This is a genomic window from Synechococcus sp. MIT S9508 (genome assembly GCF_047303045.1).
In the GTDB taxonomy this organism is placed as follows: domain Bacteria; phylum Cyanobacteriota; class Cyanobacteriia; order PCC-6307; family Cyanobiaceae; genus Synechococcus_C.
In genome coordinates this window covers 481,076-497,796 of record NZ_CP138941.1, presented here as the reverse complement: position 1 = coordinate 497,796, position 16,721 = coordinate 481,076, and the positions used below count along the sequence as shown (strand labels likewise).

Here is a 16,721-nt window from a genome sequence, read left to right as displayed (position 1 = left end):
TGCATTCATCTGATGTCAGCTTGATGTCCCGCCTTTCTCTGCTGCCTACTGCCCTCCGCCGCAGCCTTGAACAGCGTTCCGCGCTGAAGGTGATCGCCGGTCTGATGAACTTCAATGCGGATTCGGTCGCTCGCGTGTCCCGCGCGGCTGGATTGGGTGGAGCAGATCTGATTGATGTGGCCTGTGATGCGCAATTGGTGAAGTTGGTGGTTGAGGCGTCCGGTGGCCTGCCGGTCTGCGTGTCGTCGGTGGATCCCGAGCAGTTTCCGGCTGCTGTGGCTGCAGGTGCGGCCATGGTGGAGATCGGTAATTTCGATGCCTTCTATCCCCAGGGGCGCATCTTCGGAGCTGAAGAGGTGCTGGAACTCACAGGCCGTACCCGCGGTTTGTTGCCTGAGGTGGTGCTGAGCGTCACCGTTCCCCATGTGTTGCCGATGGATCAGCAGGAACAGCTGGCGGTGGATCTGGTGGCGGCCGGTGCCGATCTGATTCAGACCGAAGGTGGCACCAGTGCCAAACCCTTCAGTGCCGGCAGCCTTGGCCTGATTGAGAAGGCTGCTCCCACTCTGGCCGCGGCTCACAGCATCAGCGCTGCCCTGCAGCACGCCGGTGAGACGGCACCGGTGCTGTGTGCATCAGGTCTTTCGGCTGTCACCGTGCCGATGGCGATCGCAGCCGGCGCAGCCGGTGTGGGCGTTGGTTCTGCGGTTAATCGCCTTGATGATGAGCTGGCCATGGTGGCTGTAGTGCGCGGTCTGCGTGAAGCCATAGGCAGTCAGGTCACCAGCCGGGTCTGATTGCTGCGGACACGCTCGCCCCAATGGGCCCCGTAACGTGGGTGCCCATTGCAGGGTTTACAGCGCGAGGACCATGCCTGCCTATGACCTGACTGCGCCCTACACCCCCAAAGGTGATCAGCCGACGGCGATCACTCAACTGGTGGAGGGTGTGAATGGTGGTCGTCGTTATCAGACCCTTCTGGGTGCGACCGGCACAGGCAAGACGTTCACGATGGCCAATGTCATCGCTCAGACCGGTCGTCCCGCCCTGGTGTTGGCTCATAACAAGACTTTGGCTGCACAGCTTTGCAATGAGCTGAGGGAATTTTTTCCCAACAATGCTGTCGAATATTTCATCTCCTATTACGACTATTACCAGCCGGAAGCGTATGTGCCGGTGAGTGATACCTATATCGCCAAAACAGCATCGATCAATGAAGAGATCGACATGCTGCGTCACTCAGCGACGCGATCGTTGTTTGAACGCCGCGATGTGATTGTTGTGGCTTCCATCAGTTGCATCTATGGCCTGGGAATACCCAGTGAATACTTAAAGGCATCGGTGCAGTTTCGGGTTGGTGAATCTCTTGATCTTCGGGGTTCTTTGCGCGAACTGGTGAATAACCAGTACAGCCGCAATGACATGGACATCACCCGCGGTCGCTTCCGCGTCAAGGGCGATGTGCTGGAAATCGGGCCTGCTTATGAAGATCGTCTTGTTCGGGTGGAGCTGTTCGGTGATGAGGTGGAGGCGATCCGCTACGTCGACCCCACCACCGGCGAAATCCTGCAGAGTCTTGAAACCATCAACATTTACCCGGCCAAGCACTTTGTAACGCCGAAGGATCGTTTGGATTCGGCGGTGAAGGATATCCGCCATGAGCTCAAAGACCGACTGGAGTTCCTGCAAACCGAAGGCAAGTTGCTGGAAGCTCAGCGACTGGAGCAGCGCACCACCTACGACCTGGAGATGCTGCAGCAGGTGGGCTATTGCAATGGCGTTGAGAACTATGCCCGTCATCTGGCCGGACGTGAACCGGGCTCCGCGCCGGAATGCCTGATCGATTATTTCCCCGACGATTGGCTGCTGATTGTTGATGAGAGCCATGTCACCTGTTCACAGCTTCAGGCCATGTACAACGGCGATCAGGCCCGCAAGAAGGTATTGATCGACCACGGTTTTCGTCTGCCCAGTGCAGCCGACAATCGGCCGCTCAAAGGCGAAGAGTTCTGGACGAAGGCACGCCAGACCGTGTTTGTGAGTGCCACGCCCGGCGATTGGGAAGTGAAGGTGAGTGATGGCCAGGTGGCGGAGCAGGTCATCCGTCCCACTGGAGTTCTGGACCCTGTTGTGGAGGTGAGGCCGACAACAGGTCAGATCGACGACTTGCTGGGAGAGATACGCACGCGGGCCGAGAAGCAGCAGCGCGTGCTAGTGACCACGCTCACCAAGCGCATGGCGGAAGACCTCACGGATTACCTGGCCGAGAACAAGGTGCGGGTGCGCTACCTGCATTCTGAGATCCATTCGATTGAGCGCATCGAGATCATTCAGGACCTGCGCCTGGGTGAGTACGACGTGCTCGTGGGTGTGAACTTGCTGCGGGAAGGCCTGGATTTGCCCGAGGTGAGCCTGGTTGCAATCCTGGACGCCGATAAGGAAGGATTCCTGCGAGCGCAGCGATCATTGATTCAGACGATCGGCCGGGCTGCGCGGCATGTGGAGGGGGTTGCGCTGCTCTATGCCGATAACATGACCGATTCGATGGCGAGGGCGATCGAGGAGACCGAACGGCGGCGCAAGATCCAACAGGTCCACAACGAAAAACATGGAATTGTGCCGACGGCGGCCGGTAAAAAAGCCAGCAATTCGATTCTTTCGTTTCTCGAGCTCTCACGGAAACTCAAGACCGATGGCCCCGATGCCGACCTGGTGCAGGTCGCCAGCAAGGCGGTTCAAGCCTTGGAGGATGACAGTGATGGTATGGCTCTCGATGCCTTGCCCGAACTGATCGATCAGCTTGAAGTCAAGATGAAAGACGCAGCCAAGAAGCTCGATTTTGAGGAGGCTGCCAACCTTCGAGATCGGATCAAGAAGCTCCGCCAGAAGCTTGTGGGTCAGAGCTGAGTTGCCGAGGTTCAGCTAGGCCACCAGAGGTGATTCGCTCCCTTTGGCGGCATGGCGGGTGCTGCCGCCCAGCTTGAAACCGGCATGCACGGCCTGAAGTGCTGCCACACCATCGGCCTCAGCGACCACGCAGCTGGTGCGGATCTCGCTGGTGGCGATCATTTCGATGTTCACGCCTGCTTCTGCCAGAAAACGGAACATGCGTCCTGCGGTACCCGCTGTAGCAGGCATGCCCGCGCCCACGGCACTGACCCTGGCAATGGCTGGACCGTCTTCGAGCTGGGCTCCAGGCCACTGAGCCAGCAGTGCACTCAGGGCGCGATCCGCCGCAGTGCGGTCGTCACGTTTCAGGGTGAAACTGATATCTCGGCTGCCATCGATGTGCTGGCGTTCCGACTGGACGATTGCATCGAGGCTGATGCCTGCGTCGGCCAGCGCATTGCAAAGGGCTCCGGCGGTTCCGGGTTTGTCGGGCACATGGCGCACGCTCACCTGGGCCTGGTCACGGTCGAGGGCTACGCCACGCACTTCCGGCTCAGCTTCTCCGCTCGCACTGGGATTGAGGCTGATCTGACCGGCCTCCAGTTCGAAGGCCTCCTGGGTGGCCTGCAGAGCTTTGCTGCCAACGTCGGCATTGATCACACAGCTGACCTTCACTTCACTGGTTGCGATCACACGCAGATTGATTCCCACCCGGGAGAGGGTCTGGAACAAGCCCGCGGCAATACCAGGGCGGCCCATGATTCCGGCGCCGCTGATGCTCAGCTTGCTCATCCCGGACTGGGCGACCAACTCACCGCCCAGCTTCTGGATCAGGGATTCACAAATGCTGCGAGCCCTCTCCAGGTCAGTTTCAGCCACGGTGAAGGTGATGTCGTTGCTGTTGCCGTCGTGGGTGGCCTGGATGATCAGGTCCACATTCACTCCGCCCTCAGACAGGCTTTCGAACAGCTGGGCGGCAACGCCGGGCTGATCGGACACATGCGAGAGAGCCAGCACGGCTTGGTTTTCCACCAGCTCGGCGCCGTCCACCGGTCTGCCTAGTTCAAGACCTTCGCGGCCAATGGGCCGCGAGTTGCGGCTGGTGAGTGTGGTGCCGGGTTCATCACTCCAGCTGGAGCGCACCACCATCGTGACGCCGTAGTTGCGCGCGATCTCCACGGCGCGCGGGTGCAGCACGGCAGCGCCAAGGCTTGCCAGTTCGAGCATTTCGTCGCAGCTCACCTGAGGCATCAGCTGGGCGTCTTCCACCTTGCGGGGATCGGTGGTGAGCACGCCTGGCACATCGGTATAGATCTCACAGGCCGAGGCACCGAGGGCTGCCGCTAGGGCGACTGCTGAGGTGTCGGAGCCTCCACGCCCCAGTGTGGTGATTTCGGCGGTGCCGCCACTGCTCTGGCTCGTTCCCTGAAACCCTGCCACCACCACCACGCGGCCTTCGGCCAGTCGGCTGCGTAGACGATCGGTGCGCACGTCGAGGATGCGGGCCTTGCCATGGGCGGATTCGGTCACGATTCCTACCTGGGGGCCGGTCATGGAGATGGCTGGGACGCCCAGCTCATGCAACGCCATGGAGAGCAGCGCAATCGACACCTGTTCACCGGTGGCCAACAGCATGTCCATCTCTCGCTGGGGTGGATTGCTGCTGATGGCGTTGGCCTTGGCGGTGAGTTCATCGGTGGTGTGACCCATGGCCGAGACCACGATCACCAGATCGTGCCCCTCTTCCTTGCAGTTGGCGATACGCCTGGCCACGGCCTGGATGCGCTCCACGCTGCCGACGGAGGTTCCGCCGAACTTCTGCACCAGAAGGGCCATCCATGCCGCCTCATGTCGCAGGCGATTGTCTCACTGTGTTGCGCCCAGCAGCCCATCGCGGAAAGCATCTCCGGGCTGGGTGCCGCGTTTGAGGGCTGCTTCCACATCCAGCAGGCGGCCCAGCAGGTTGAGGCAGCGCTGGGGTGAACGCCCTTGCAACTGTTTGCGCATCACATAGATGCGCTTGGGGTTGCCGATTCCCGCCGCTTTGGCGATTACCCCAACGTCCCGCTCCCCCTGTTGTTCCAGCAGCATCACCCAAAGCCATCCCCTGATTTGACCAGTGAGCGTGGCAACAATGCGCAGGGCCGGTTCGCCGGCATCATTGAGGGCATCTAGCAAGGCAATCGCCTGGCCTGCATCGCCTGCCAGTAGCGCGTCCCCCACCTGCAGAGCGTTGGTGCTGAGCCCCTCGATCAGGCTGTCAACGGAGCTGGCACTGATGCGTGCCTCTCCGCTGCTTTCAGCATGCAGAGCCAGCTTTTGCAGTTCCATGGTCAGCCTGGCGCTGTCATTGCCGATGGCATCGATCAGGGCATCCACCGCATCAGACTCCAGCCTCAGGTTCAGTTCCTCAGCGGTCCGCTCCACCAGCTGGCGCTGCCCAGCCCCATCCCAGACCGCCGGCAACTTGAAACTGCGCTCGCAGGCCTCTCCCGCCTTGATGCGTTTCATCAGCGCTTTTGTGGTGCGCAGACGACCGTCAGGTTTGGAGGGATGGCAGAGCAGCAGCTGGGTGCTTTCAGGGATGCCATTCAGAGAGGCTTCGAAGCGATCGGCCAGCTCGCTGGGACAGGCGTTGCAGAAGGGAGATCGCTGTAGCAGCACCACCCTCGAGCCAGCGCCGAAAGGCGGTGTGCGTGCCTCTTCCAGAGCCTGCCTGGCCTGGCCCGCCTCGCTGCCATCCAATCGACTCACATTGACGCTCGCCCAGCTCGGATCCACCGCCTTCTCGATCAAGGCCTGAACCGCCCGTTCCAGCGCGGCGGAATCATCGCCCCAGAACAACTGGATCGGCATTGAGGCGTGTCGTCGGACAATGTCGAAGTCTGCCCTGACTGGCAGTCCCCGTCAGAGGAATGTGCAGCAATGGCCGACCATCCGATCTTCACGGAAAGCATCCGTCGAATTCGGGCCTTGTTGGGGGAGACGGGACTTGATCCTCTGCAGCAGCAGGTGTTGGAACGTCTGGTGCACAGCAGCGGGGATCCAGGCCTGCAGCAGCTGTTGCGTTTCAGCGAGGGGGCCTGTGAGCAGGGACTTGCGGCGTTGCAGGCTGGAGCAGCGATCCTCACCGATACGGCGATGGCTGCGGCTGCCGTGACGCCGATGGCTGCGCGCACACTGGGCACGTCCGTGCGCTGCCTGCTTGATTGGGCTCCTGAGGTTTCACCGCAAGACTCCACCCGTTCCGCCGTGGCGATGTTGAGGGCTTGGCCGGAGCTCACGCAGGTGGCAAGCGCGAAGGGCCAGCCCATGCCGGTGTTGCTGGTGGGCAGTGCTCCCTCGGCGTTGGAGCAGTTGCTTGATCAGCTGGATGCCGGGGCCCCTGCCCCTTCGCTGGTGATTGGCATGCCGGTTGGCTTCGTGGGCGTCCCTGAAAGCAAGCGCCATCTGGCGGCGACGGCTCTGGCTCAGATCCGCCTGGAGGGAACGCGCGGTGGAGCCGGTTTGGTGGCTGCAGCAGCCAATGCCCTGCTGCGAGCCGCTCAGGCCGCCAGCTGATCGAGCACCTGCCTGGCCCGTTGCACAACGCGGGAGGGCACCCCTGCCAGGCGGGCGGCTTCGATGCCATAGCTGCGGCTGGCACCGCCGATCTGCACCTGATGCAGGAACACAAGATCCTCGCCCGTTTCCTCCACCATCACCTGGAAGTTGGCCACGTTGGGCCGCTGTTCCGCCAGGTTGTTGAGCTCGTGATAGTGGGTGGCGAACACCGTGCGTGCCTTGAGATCGCCGGCCAGATGTTCGCTCACGGCCCAGGCGATCGAGAGGCCATCGAAGGTGGCTGTCCCCCTACCGATTTCATCAAGGAGCACCAGGGAGCGGTCGCTGGCATGGTGAAGGATGTTGGCGGTTTCGGCCATTTCCACCATGAAGGTGGACTGGCCTGCAGCCAGATCATCCACGGCGCCTACCCGCGTGAAGATGCGATCGGCAAGGCCGACCTGCGCGGATGATGCAGGCACCCAGCTGCCGATCTGGGCCAACAGTTGGATCAGGCCGATCTGGCGCAGGTAACAGCTTTTGCCGCTGGCATTGGGCCCTGTCAGCACGATCAGGTCGGTGTCAGCTCCCAAACCAAGATCGTTCGGGGTGAAGGCAGTTTCCACCAGCAACTGTTCCACCACTGGGTGGCGGCCAGCGGTGATCTTTAGGGTGCGATCGTCGCTCAGCTGTGGAGCACACCAGCCTGCTGTGGAAGCCGTGTCTGCCAGGGCCGTGAGTGCGTCTAAACCCGCTACGGCACGGGCGGCCTCGCGGATTGGTGTTGCCATGCAGCCCACTTGGTCGCGCAGCTTGCAGAACAGCTCGTATTCGCGCTGAAAGGCCCGTGCCCGCAGCTGGAAGATGCGGCCTTCGCGATCCTTCAGCTCGGGCGTGATGAAGCGTTCTTCATTGGCCAGCGTCTGGCGGCGGATCCAGTAGTCGGGCACGGAGGATGCCTTCGCTTTGCTCACCGCCAGGAAATACCCAAAGGTGCGGTGGTATTGCAGACGCAGATTGCTGATGCCACTGCGGTCTTTCTCCAAGCGCTCCTGCTCGGCCAGCCAGGCGTCCTGGTCATCGAGTTGATTGCGCAGGCCATCCAGCAGCAGATCCACTCCGTCGTGGATGAGCCCGCCTTCGCTCAGAGAAAGAGGCGGGGCGTCCACCAAGGCATGGCGAACGGCGGCGGCCAGCTCAGCGAGTGCTGGATTGGGTGGCAGCAGCGCCTCCAGCACCTGTGGCCATGTCTCTAGCGTTCCCTCCAGGCGACTGGCTAGTCGTGGCAGGCGTTCCAGTCCATCGGCGATGGCTACCAGGTCGCGGGCACTGGCATGACCGGCGCCGGCCCGACCCGCCAATCGTTCCAGATCACCCATCGGCCGCAACAGTCGACGCAAGCTCTGGCGCAGGGGCCTTTGGTTCACCAGCAGGCTCACCACGCTTTGCCGTTCGCGGATGGCGTTGAGGTCCATCAGCGGCGCTTCCAGCCAGCGGCGCAGACATCGTCCCCCCATGGCGGTGAGGGTCTGGTCGATGGCCCAGAGCAGTGAACCCTGGAGTTGTCCATCGCGTTGGGTGGCCGTCAGTTCCAGATTGCGTCGGGTCTGGGCATCGAGCACCAGGGCATCTCCGGCCTGCACGATCTTCGGCACATCCAGGGGCACCAGGGTTGCTTCTACGAGCGGCTGGGTGTCATTGACGTACTGCAGCAGCCCACCAAAAGCTCTCAGGGCCAGCGGTAGTTCATGCAGGCCAAGGCCATCCAGCCCAGCCAGCCGGTAGTGCTTGATCAGGGCTTGTTCGGCCTGGGGGCGGCTGAAGGGTGTGAGCGCCATCGGGCTGAGCCTCAGCCGTTCAGGACACCAGTCAGGTCGTTGCGTGTTGGCGTCATCGCTGGCTGCCCAGAGTAGTTCCGAGGCCTCAAGTTGGGCCAGGTGCTGGTGCAGGGCATCGCTGCCACTGCGTTCCATCACCTGAACGTCGCCCGTGCTCACATCGGCGCTGGCCAGGCCCCAGCGCAAGGGTTGCTTGCTGCTGGCAGGTTCCACCACTACCGCTGCCAGCCAGTTGTTGCGGCGGGCAGCGAGCATGCCTTCTTCCAGCACCGTGCCCGGGGTGAGCACCCGGGTGATTCCGCGCTTGAGCAGGGCCCCCTTGGCGGGGGTGTTCTCCAGCTGGTCACAGAGCGCCACGGAGTAACCACGACGGATCAGTTCAGCGCAGTAGCGCTCGGCGGCGTGATGGGGAATTCCCGCCATCGGCACGCGTCCGATCGCCTTGCCACCTTCCTTGCCGGTGAGAGTGAGTTCCAGCACACGTGAGAGCTCGACGGCGTCCTCGAAGAAGCACTCGAAGAAATCACCGAGTCGGTAGAGCAGCACGCGCTCAGGGTGCTCCGCCTTGAGCTCTACGTAATGGCGCAACATCGGCGTCAGCAGGGTCTGATCCACCTGGCTGTGGTGGGCCCAAGGCGGGGAATCGCTGTCGTCGCTGTCTGAGCCGGTCAGCTCCTCGGCCTGGTTGGAGGCCTTGTCGGGATCACTGTTGTTGCCCTGTCGCTGTCTGGGGCGGGCAGAGGCATCAGCGCTGAGGCTGGCGTCAGTGAGCTCAGCCAGTGCATCCGCGGCTAAGGCCTCAGAAGCCCTGGCAGAGCTGGCTGTGGGTTGATCAGTCGGTTCCGGAGTGCCGAACAGATTCCCCTGCAGCGACTGCTCCTCGGGCTGGGGGCAGGTGCGGGGCATGAGACATCCGGAAGTCGCTGGATCGTACCGATGGCGTTCACCACAAGCTGTGAAGCTTGATGCGCAGACGACGGAGACGACTCTCCTCTACATGTGAGAATCCCCGTGAACGACCTGGCGTCGACCGATTCACCATGCAGATTCTTAACACCCTCACCGTTCTGGCCTTGGTGGTGATGTCCTTTGCGTTGATCGTGGCTGTGCCTGTTCTTTACGCCTCTAATGAAGACAGCGGCCGCTCCAATCGCTTGATTCTGCTGGGTGGCATTGCCTGGGTGGCCTTGGTGCTGGTGAACTGGGGCATGAGCTTCTTCGTGGTCTGAGGCCAGGCCTAAGGGCATCTTTTTTATCCAGTTCACGCCGGCCGGGTGTGAACATGGAATGAACGGATCAAGGCGTAATGGCCACCTTTGAAGGACGGTTCACCGATGTGCAGGGACTGCGCATCGCTGTCGTTGTTGCCCGATTCAACGATCTGGTCACGGCCAAGTTGTTGAGCGGCTGCCTTGACTGTCTTGGACGCCATGGGATTGACACCAGTGCAGACAGCAATCAGCTGGATACGGCCTGGGTGCCTGGTTCTTTTGAGTTACCTCTGGTGGCCCAGCAGCTGGCTCGCAGCGGTCGTTATCAAGTTGTGATCACGCTTGGGGCTGTGATTCGTGGTGACACGCCCCATTTCGATGTTGTGGTCGCCGAAGCCAGCAAGGGAATTGCCAGCGTGTCTCGTGACACCGGTGTGCCCGTGATCTTCGGGGTGCTCACAACCGACACGATGCAACAGGCGCTCGAGCGGGCAGGGATCAAGAGCAATCTGGGATGGAGTTATGCCCTGCAGGCTCTGGAAATGGGCTCTCTTGTGAAGGCATTGCCAGTGGCTTGAACGGTGGATTGACCAACGGCCCCTTGGTGGTGCATGCTTCTCGGGTCGTCAGGTGACATTCACCGGCTGGCCTGCGGATGTAGCTCAGTGGTAGAGCATCTCCTTGCCAAGGAGAGGGTCGAGAGTTCGAATCTCTTCATCCGCTTGTTGAATCATTGCTTTCGGATCAGCAAGTGTTGAGAGGAAACGCTGCTGAATCCCATTTGTTCATAAAAGCCATTGCTGTTGGTGGTCATGAGATACACCCGCTCCACTTCACGCAATTTTGGGGAAGCCAGCAACGCTTTAACGACCCGCCGCCCGAGCCCACGACCCTGAAGGTCGCCGGCCACCACCACATCCCAGAGCACGGCTCTGTAGATCCCATCGCTGCTGGCTCGCCCGAAGCCCACCATGCGTTTGCCGCGCCAGAGGCTCACAACCACCAGGCTGCCTTTGAGCATTTCGCGCAGTTGTTGACGGCTGCGGCCCTGGGCCCAGAAGGCGTGTTTATTAAGCAAGCGCCGAAGTTTGAGCAGACCGCGTGTCGGGCGTAGGTTTGGCCCAAGCCCCATCAGGCGCAGGCCTGGGGCTCCTGGTGCATGTTCAACCAGATGGATGCGGGCCATGGTCATTTGATGCAGGCCTCATCATCCGTCTCCCTGTGTCTTCACTTGTTGTGTGCAACAAAATTCACCTGTTTCAAGGCCTTAAAGCGCCGAGGTAATGACGTCAGTGCCTGGTGAACAGCGGCCCCAGCCCATCCAACAGCTGCTGCGCGAGTGGCCACCGGGGTATGGCGGGGTCGAACGGGTGGCTCATGAGTTGGCGATGGTCTGGGGAGGAACGGTCTGGAGCTTGGATGCGCAGGGTCGCTGCCTGAGCGAAAAGGACGCCATCGCAGCCCACTACCCGCGCAGACGGCTTGCGCGGACTTCTCCCTTGGGTCGATTGGTTCTACCGCTGCCATCGGCTGGGTTGTGGTCGTTGTTGCGCTCGGAGGAGCCTCTGCATGGTCATCTGCCCTCCATCGGGGTGCTGTTGGTTCTGCTGTTCGCCCGTCTGGTTCGTCCTCGGCGACGTGTGACGGCCCACTGGCACTTTTTTTTCGAACCTGCTTCAGGATTAAAAGGACGCTTTTTCATCGTTTATCAGTGGCTGGCGCTCACGGTTGTGTCCTGGCTCTCCGGGGTGATCACGACCTCGCCTTTGCTCAAAGACGAATTGGTGCGTTGCGGTTGCCGCTCTGAACGAGTTGCGGTTTTGCCCTGCTGCCTCAGCCACGACCAGGAAGCTGCGGCCTTAGTGGCGCCGCGGTCATCGCTCCAGATGCAAGCCAAGCCGGTGATGCGGGTGCTGTTCATAGGTCGCCTTGGCAGCTACAAACGTCTGGATTGGCTGTTGAAAAGCCTGGCGAGTGTTGAGAGCTCCTGGTCGCTTGATGTTGTCGGTGATGGGCCGCGGCGGGCTGACTTTGAAGCACTCAGTGCTCAGCTCATGGCATCTCGCCCTGATGGCGTAGTGCGATTTCATGGCCGCTTGCCTGAGGCCGACAAATTGAGCCAGCTGCTGGCGGCAGATCTGCTCGTGTTGCCCTCAGAGAGTTCCAATGAGGCGTTCGGCATCGTTCAGCTCGAGGCGATGGCTGCTGGTCTGCCTGCTTTGGCTTTTCAGCGTTGGCGTTCTGGCATGGGTTGGGTCTGTCAGCTGGCCGATCTCGACTGGTCGCAGACGCCGGAGGATTTGCCGTTGGTGCTGCAGAAGCTTGCTGATGATCCGGTTTTGCTACGCCATCTCGGCCTACAGGCACGCCTGCGTTATCAGCAGCTTTTCTGCCGCAGGATCTGGCTGGATCAGCTCAAAGGCTGGAGCAACCCCATGAATTGTTCCCAGATCCCGGTAGGCTTTCGGGCTCGAGGGTAGTTGTCAACACCATGCTCAAGCTCCTGCTGGGTGACCCCAATGCCCGCAAGCTGAAGCGGTATCAGCCGATTGTTTCCGATATCAATCTGCTGGAGGAGGAGATTGCGCCGCTCAGTGATGACGAGCTACGCGCCAAGACGACTGCGTTTCAGGAACGTCTGGCTGAGGCTGGAAGCCTTCAGAACCAACGTCCAATTCTTGATGAGATCCTGCCCGATGCCTTCGCAGTGGTGCGCGAAGCCGCTAAGCGGGTGCTGGGCATGCGCCATTTCGATGTGCAGTTGATCGGCGGAATGGTCCTGCACGAGGGCCAGATCGGAGAAATGAAAACTGGTGAAGGAAAAACCCTGGTTGCCACTTTGCCCAGCTATTTGAATGCTTTAACGGGTCGTGGCGTTCACGTGGTGACCGTGAACGATTATCTGGCCCGTCGCGATGCCGAATGGATGGGTCAGGTGCATCGTTTTCTAGGCCTTTCTGTGGGTTTAATTCAGCAGGATATGGCTCCTGCAGAGCGTCGCATTAATTACGGTTGTGATATCACTTACGCCACCAATTCTGAACTTGGTTTTGATTATCTGCGCGATAATATGGCCGCCGATATTAGTGAAGTGGTTCAACGGGAGTTTCAGTATTGCGTGATCGACGAGGTCGATTCAATTCTGATTGATGAAGCCCGCACGCCTCTGATTATTTCCGGTCAGGTGGAACGTCCGCAGGAGAAATATCAGAAGGCTGCCGAGGTGGCGAACGCATTGGTGCGTGCCGCTGAAATGGGCAAGGACGGCATTGATCCTGAAGGCGATTATGAGGTTGATGAGAAGCAGCGCAGCTGCACCCTCACCGATGAAGGCTTTGCCAAAGCCGAGCAGATGACGGGGGTGAATGATCTGTATGACCCTCAGGATCCTTGGGCTCACTACATCACCAATGCGCTTAAGGCCAAGGATCTGTTCACCCGTGATGTGAACTACATCGTTCGCGACGGTGAAGCGGTGATCGTCGATGAATTCACCGGTCGGGTTATGCCGGGTCGCCGTTGGAGTGACGGTCAGCATCAGGCGATTGAAGCCAAGGAAGAACTGCAGATCCAGCCCGAAACCCAGACTCTGGCGTCGATTACCTATCAGAACTTCTTCCTGCTCTATCCGCGCCTGGCAGGCATGACCGGCACGGCCAAGACTGAGGAAACCGAGTTCGAGAAGACTTACAAGCTAGAAACCACGATCGTGCCCACCAACCGGGTGCGCGCTCGTCAGGACTGGGTGGATCAGGTCTATAAAACAGAAGGAGCTAAGTGGCGTGCGGTAGCTCAAGAGACGGCTGAGGTTCACCAGCAGGGCCGGCCGGTGTTGGTGGGCACCACCAGCGTGGAAAAGAGCGAGTTGCTCAGCTCTCTGCTGGCTGAACAGAACATTCCCCACAACCTGCTCAACGCCAAGCCGGAAAACGTCGAGAGGGAGGCCGAGATTGTGGCTCAGGCTGGTCGCTCTGGTGCCGTCACCATCGCCACCAACATGGCCGGTCGCGGCACCGACATCATCCTTGGCGGCAACAGCGATTACATGGCTCGCCTCAAGTTGCGGGAAGTGTTGTTACCACGACTGGTACGTCCGGAGGAGGGCCATCGTCCCCCCGTGCCGCTGCAGCGCAGCACGGACGGTGGTGATGGTTTTGCAGCAAAAGCAGCGCCGGCTTCCGGGCCCCATGGCAGTGCTCCTAGCGAAGCCAAAGCCCTTGGCAGCCTCTATCCCTGTCAGCTCACTGACGTCACTGATCAGGCTCTTGCTGAGCTCGCCAGGGATCTGGTGAAGGCTTGGGGCGATCGTGCTCTCACGGTGATTGAACTGGAAGACCGCATTGCAACGGCGGCGGAGAAGGCACCTACCGATGATGCCCAGATTGCGGCACTGCGTGCTGCCATCGCCATGGTCAAGGGCGAATACGACGAGGTGGTGAAGCAGGAAGAGGGCCGAGTCAGAGAGACGGGAGGTCTGCACGTTATTGGAACCGAGCGCCACGAATCTCGTCGAGTAGATAACCAGCTACGCGGCCGCGCTGGTCGTCAGGGTGATCCCGGCTCCACTCGCTTCTTTCTGTCGCTGGGCGACAACCTGTTGCGCATCTTCGGCGGTGAGCGTGTTGCTGGTCTGATGAATGCCTTCCGCGTTGAGGAAGACATGCCGATTGAATCCGGCATGCTGACCCGCTCTTTGGAGGGGGCCCAGAAAAAAGTTGAGACGTATTACTACGACATCCGTAAGCAGGTGTTTGAGTACGACGAGGTGATGAATAACCAGCGCAAAGCGGTTTATTCAGAACGGCGCCGTGTGCTCGATGGCCGCGAGCTCAAGAAGCAGGTTGTGGGCTATGGCGAGCGCACCATGAACGAGATCGTGGAGGCCTACGTGAATCCGGATCTTCCTCCTGAGGAATGGGATGTGGCTCAGCTGGTCAGCAAGGTGCAGGAGTTTGTGTATTTGCTGGAAGATCTCAACGCCGACCAGCTGCAGGGACTCTCTATGGAGGAGCTCAAGGCCTTCCTGCAAGAACAGCTGCGTAATGCTTACGACCTCAAGGAAGGTCAGATCGAACAGCAACGGCCTGGTCTGATGCGCGAAGCCGAGCGCTTCTTCATCCTTCAGCAGATTGACACGCTCTGGCGTGAACACTTGCAGGCCATGGATGGCCTGCGCGAGTCGGTTGGCCTGCGCGGCTACGGGCAAAAGGATCCCTTGATCGAATACAAGAACGAGGGCTACGACATGTTCTTGGACATGATGACCAACATGCGTCGCAACGTGATCTACTCGATGTTCATGTTCCAGCCGGCACCGCCTTCCGGACAATCCGTAGGGTCAACAACAACAGCCTGATTTAGCTCCTGCTGGGAGGTCTGTCCCCCAGGAATTCAAGGATCTCGCGGTCTTTGAGGTTTTGAGCATCTCCGCTACGCATCTCGTGTAGTGGGCGACCAGTGGCCGCGGCCATGGTTTTGAGGTTCTCATTGAGACTGCGTACTTGTCCTTCCAGCTGATCAATGCGCTCCATCAGATTGCGGATGACGCTCGCTTCAGCATCTGGCAGTGCTGAATGAGCCAGTGGATTAATGCGGACACCGCTTTGGTGGATTACGCGCCCAGGTATCCCCACAACGGTGCAATCCGCTTCCACGTTGCGTACGACGACTGATCCTGCACCTACGCGTGTGTTGGCTCCCACTTCGATGGCTCCCAATACTTTGGCGCCGGCTCCAATCACAACGTTGGTGCCCAGCGTGGGGTGACGTTTGCCATGGTTTTTGCCCGTGCCTCCCAGGGTGACGCCCTGATACAGCAGACAGCGATCTCCTATCTCAGTGGTTTCACCAATCACCACACCCATGCCATGGTCAATGAAGACGCCTTGGCCGATAGTTGCACCAGGGTGAATCTCAACACCAGTGAGGCTTCGCCCAAGCTGGCTCAGCAATCTTGCAGGCAATTTCAGGGGTAGACGCGAACGCCAGAGGCGATGACTGAGTCGATGTAGGGCTAGCGCCTGGAAACCTGGGTAGCAGAGCAGGATTTCAAGTGCTCCGCGTGCTGCTGGGTCACGCTCACGAATGATCGCCAAATCGGCGCTGATGTGATGGAACATGCCTTGGCGCCGCGCCCTTAGCGCTTGGGGGTAGCCATTTTGGCAGCTGATAGGTATCAGCTGCTTTGAAGGCCAATCTCCTTACGCAGCAGTTCGATGGTGTCTCCGCTCAGATAACTCTCGGCGCAGTGAACTTGGGGCATGCGCATGAGCTGAGCCCGGTTTTGTCTCAGGCTCTGCTCGACCAGAGGAAGACTCGGTCGATCGCAAAGCACATGGCTTGATGCTCTCAGCAGTGCCAGCAGTCTGCTGCCGATATCCGGAGTCGCAGTCATCAGCAGCAGCTCGTTGCCGCGCATGCTGTGAAGGATCACTTCCGCCGCGCGCAAGATACCTGGGCTAATACTGACCAGACCAACACAGCTGCCTTGACGCAGTTCTTTGAGCATGGCCAGCTCTTCACGGAAATCGTTGAGGTCGACTGCCACCGCACGCACCCCATGTTGCTTTGCGAGCTTTTCCATGGGTTGCAGGAAGTAGCGGCTGGTCACCACGGTGCCATTACTGCCGCTTTCAAGAACACTTTCCAGCTCCTCCATCGGCACCACTTCCACTGGTACATCAAGACTTGGTTCGAGTTCCTCTGCGATCAACATCGAGGCCCCGATGTCTTCCCGAGGCGTACTGACTAAAACTCTGGCGCCGCATCGGAGGCGCCAATCAATTTCTCGAGTGAGCAGATCCCGTGTCTGTTGCAGTGTGCAGCCTGCATTCAAGAGACCATCCACACATTTGCGTACTTCGCGGTCGAGGTCAGTGACCCCGCGATTGCGCATGTGCGTTGGTGTGCGGACTTCTCGTGGCTTCTGCTGATCGCGCACATAAATCCCTGATCCAGCCATGGCTTCCACAACCCCGTCGGTCTCCAGCTGGCGGTAGACCTTGCTAATCGTGTTGCGGTGAAGGCCTGTTTGCATGGCCAGCTGACGCGTGCTTGGCAGGCGATGGCCTGGTGGGTAATGCCGAGCGGCTATCGCGAAGCAGATTTGGTTGTAGAGCTGGGTCGACGCCGGGATATCGCTTTCCTGTTGAATGTGGAATCGCACGCCGTTGGGCCAGATCAAGATGCGGCCACCTTAAGGACTTAACGGGTCGGTGACAATCGCTTTGGTGGTCAGTGT

General features: G+C 60.0%; 13 protein-coding genes and 1 tRNA gene. 8 read left to right on the top strand and 6 right to left on the bottom strand.

The genetic code is table 11. From position 1 onward, the window contains the following. Nucleotides 1-23: 23 nt before the first annotated feature. Both SIB42_RS02535 and uvrB read left to right on the top strand, forming a co-directional pair. Nucleotides 24-797, top strand: a complete 774-nt coding sequence (locus SIB42_RS02535; RefSeq protein WP_067093744.1) for a DUF561 domain-containing protein — start codon at nucleotides 24-26, stop codon at nucleotides 795-797. Between the two features lie 73 nt (nucleotides 798-870). Next, complete coding sequence (gene uvrB / locus SIB42_RS02530; RefSeq protein ID WP_067093386.1) at nucleotides 871-2,907, top strand: excinuclease ABC subunit UvrB; 2,037 nt, start codon at nucleotides 871-873, stop codon at nucleotides 2,905-2,907. Nucleotides 2,908-2,922: 15 nt separating this feature from the next. On the opposite strand, the gene SIB42_RS02525 is transcribed toward uvrB, so the two are convergent. Continuing rightward, nucleotides 2,923-4,725 (bottom strand): aspartate kinase, encoded by a 1,803-nt coding sequence (locus SIB42_RS02525; protein ID WP_067093385.1) that lies wholly within the window; start codon nucleotides 4,723-4,725, stop codon nucleotides 2,923-2,925. Nucleotides 4,726-4,755: 30 nt separating this feature from the next. Further along, the gene (holA, locus tag SIB42_RS02520; protein ID WP_067093384.1) at nucleotides 4,756-5,745 is read right to left on the bottom strand and encodes a DNA polymerase III subunit delta; all 990 of its coding nucleotides are present in this window, start codon (nucleotides 5,743-5,745) and stop codon (nucleotides 4,756-4,758) included. Between the two features lie 69 nt (nucleotides 5,746-5,814). Here holA and SIB42_RS02515 point away from each other — a divergent pair, with 69 nt between their 5' ends. Continuing rightward, nucleotides 5,815-6,450 carry a precorrin-8X methylmutase gene (locus SIB42_RS02515; RefSeq protein ID WP_067093383.1) on the top strand — a complete coding sequence of 212 codons (636 nt, stop codon included), beginning with the start codon at nucleotides 5,815-5,817 and terminating at the stop codon, nucleotides 6,448-6,450. Here the strand turns inward: SIB42_RS02515 and mutS are convergent. Continuing rightward, complete coding sequence (gene mutS, locus SIB42_RS02510; RefSeq protein ID WP_067093382.1) at nucleotides 6,435-9,176, bottom strand: DNA mismatch repair protein MutS; 2,742 nt, start codon at nucleotides 9,174-9,176, stop codon at nucleotides 6,435-6,437. The genes SIB42_RS02515 and mutS overlap by 16 nt on opposite strands. A 134-nt stretch (nucleotides 9,177-9,310) precedes the next feature. Here mutS and psbZ point away from each other — a divergent pair, with 134 nt between their 5' ends. The 3 genes from psbZ (at nucleotide 9,311) to SIB42_RS02495 (ending at nucleotide 10,204) form a co-directional block, all read left to right on the top strand. Then, nucleotides 9,311-9,499, top strand: a complete 189-nt coding sequence (gene psbZ, locus SIB42_RS02505) for a photosystem II reaction center protein PsbZ (RefSeq protein ID WP_011932021.1) — start codon at nucleotides 9,311-9,313, stop codon at nucleotides 9,497-9,499. Between the two features lie 77 nt (nucleotides 9,500-9,576). Beyond that, nucleotides 9,577-10,059 carry a 6,7-dimethyl-8-ribityllumazine synthase gene (gene ribH, locus SIB42_RS02500; protein ID WP_067093381.1) on the top strand — a complete coding sequence of 161 codons (483 nt, stop codon included), beginning with the start codon at nucleotides 9,577-9,579 and terminating at the stop codon, nucleotides 10,057-10,059. A gap of 73 nt (nucleotides 10,060-10,132) precedes the next feature. Beyond that, a tRNA-Gly gene (locus tag SIB42_RS02495) sits at nucleotides 10,133-10,204 on the top strand. A 7-nt stretch (nucleotides 10,205-10,211) separates the two neighbouring features. Here the strand turns inward: SIB42_RS02495 and SIB42_RS02490 are convergent. Continuing rightward, nucleotides 10,212-10,667, bottom strand: coding sequence for a GNAT family N-acetyltransferase (locus SIB42_RS02490; protein WP_067093739.1), 456 nt, complete (start codon nucleotides 10,665-10,667; stop codon nucleotides 10,212-10,214). A 97-nt stretch (nucleotides 10,668-10,764) separates the two neighbouring features. Here SIB42_RS02490 and SIB42_RS02485 point away from each other — a divergent pair, with 97 nt between their 5' ends. After that, nucleotides 10,765-11,961: a glycosyltransferase family 4 protein gene (locus SIB42_RS02485; protein WP_067093380.1), complete on the top strand. Its 1,197-nt coding sequence runs from the start codon at nucleotides 10,765-10,767 to the stop codon at nucleotides 11,959-11,961. An 11-nt stretch (nucleotides 11,962-11,972) separates the two neighbouring features. Next, the gene (secA, locus tag SIB42_RS02480; protein ID WP_067093379.1) at nucleotides 11,973-14,837 is read left to right on the top strand and encodes a preprotein translocase subunit SecA; all 2,865 of its coding nucleotides are present in this window, start codon (nucleotides 11,973-11,975) and stop codon (nucleotides 14,835-14,837) included. A gap of 1 nt (nucleotide 14,838) precedes the next feature. On the opposite strand, the gene cysE is transcribed toward secA, so the two are convergent. Both cysE and SIB42_RS02470 read right to left on the bottom strand, forming a co-directional pair. After that, nucleotides 14,839-15,600 carry a serine O-acetyltransferase gene (gene cysE / locus SIB42_RS02475; protein ID WP_067093378.1) on the bottom strand — a complete coding sequence of 254 codons (762 nt, stop codon included), beginning with the start codon at nucleotides 15,598-15,600 and terminating at the stop codon, nucleotides 14,839-14,841. A 56-nt stretch (nucleotides 15,601-15,656) separates the two neighbouring features. Further along, the gene (locus SIB42_RS02470; RefSeq protein ID WP_067093734.1) at nucleotides 15,657-16,646 is read right to left on the bottom strand and encodes a GntR family transcriptional regulator; all 990 of its coding nucleotides are present in this window, start codon (nucleotides 16,644-16,646) and stop codon (nucleotides 15,657-15,659) included. Nucleotides 16,647-16,721: the final 75 nt, after the last annotated feature.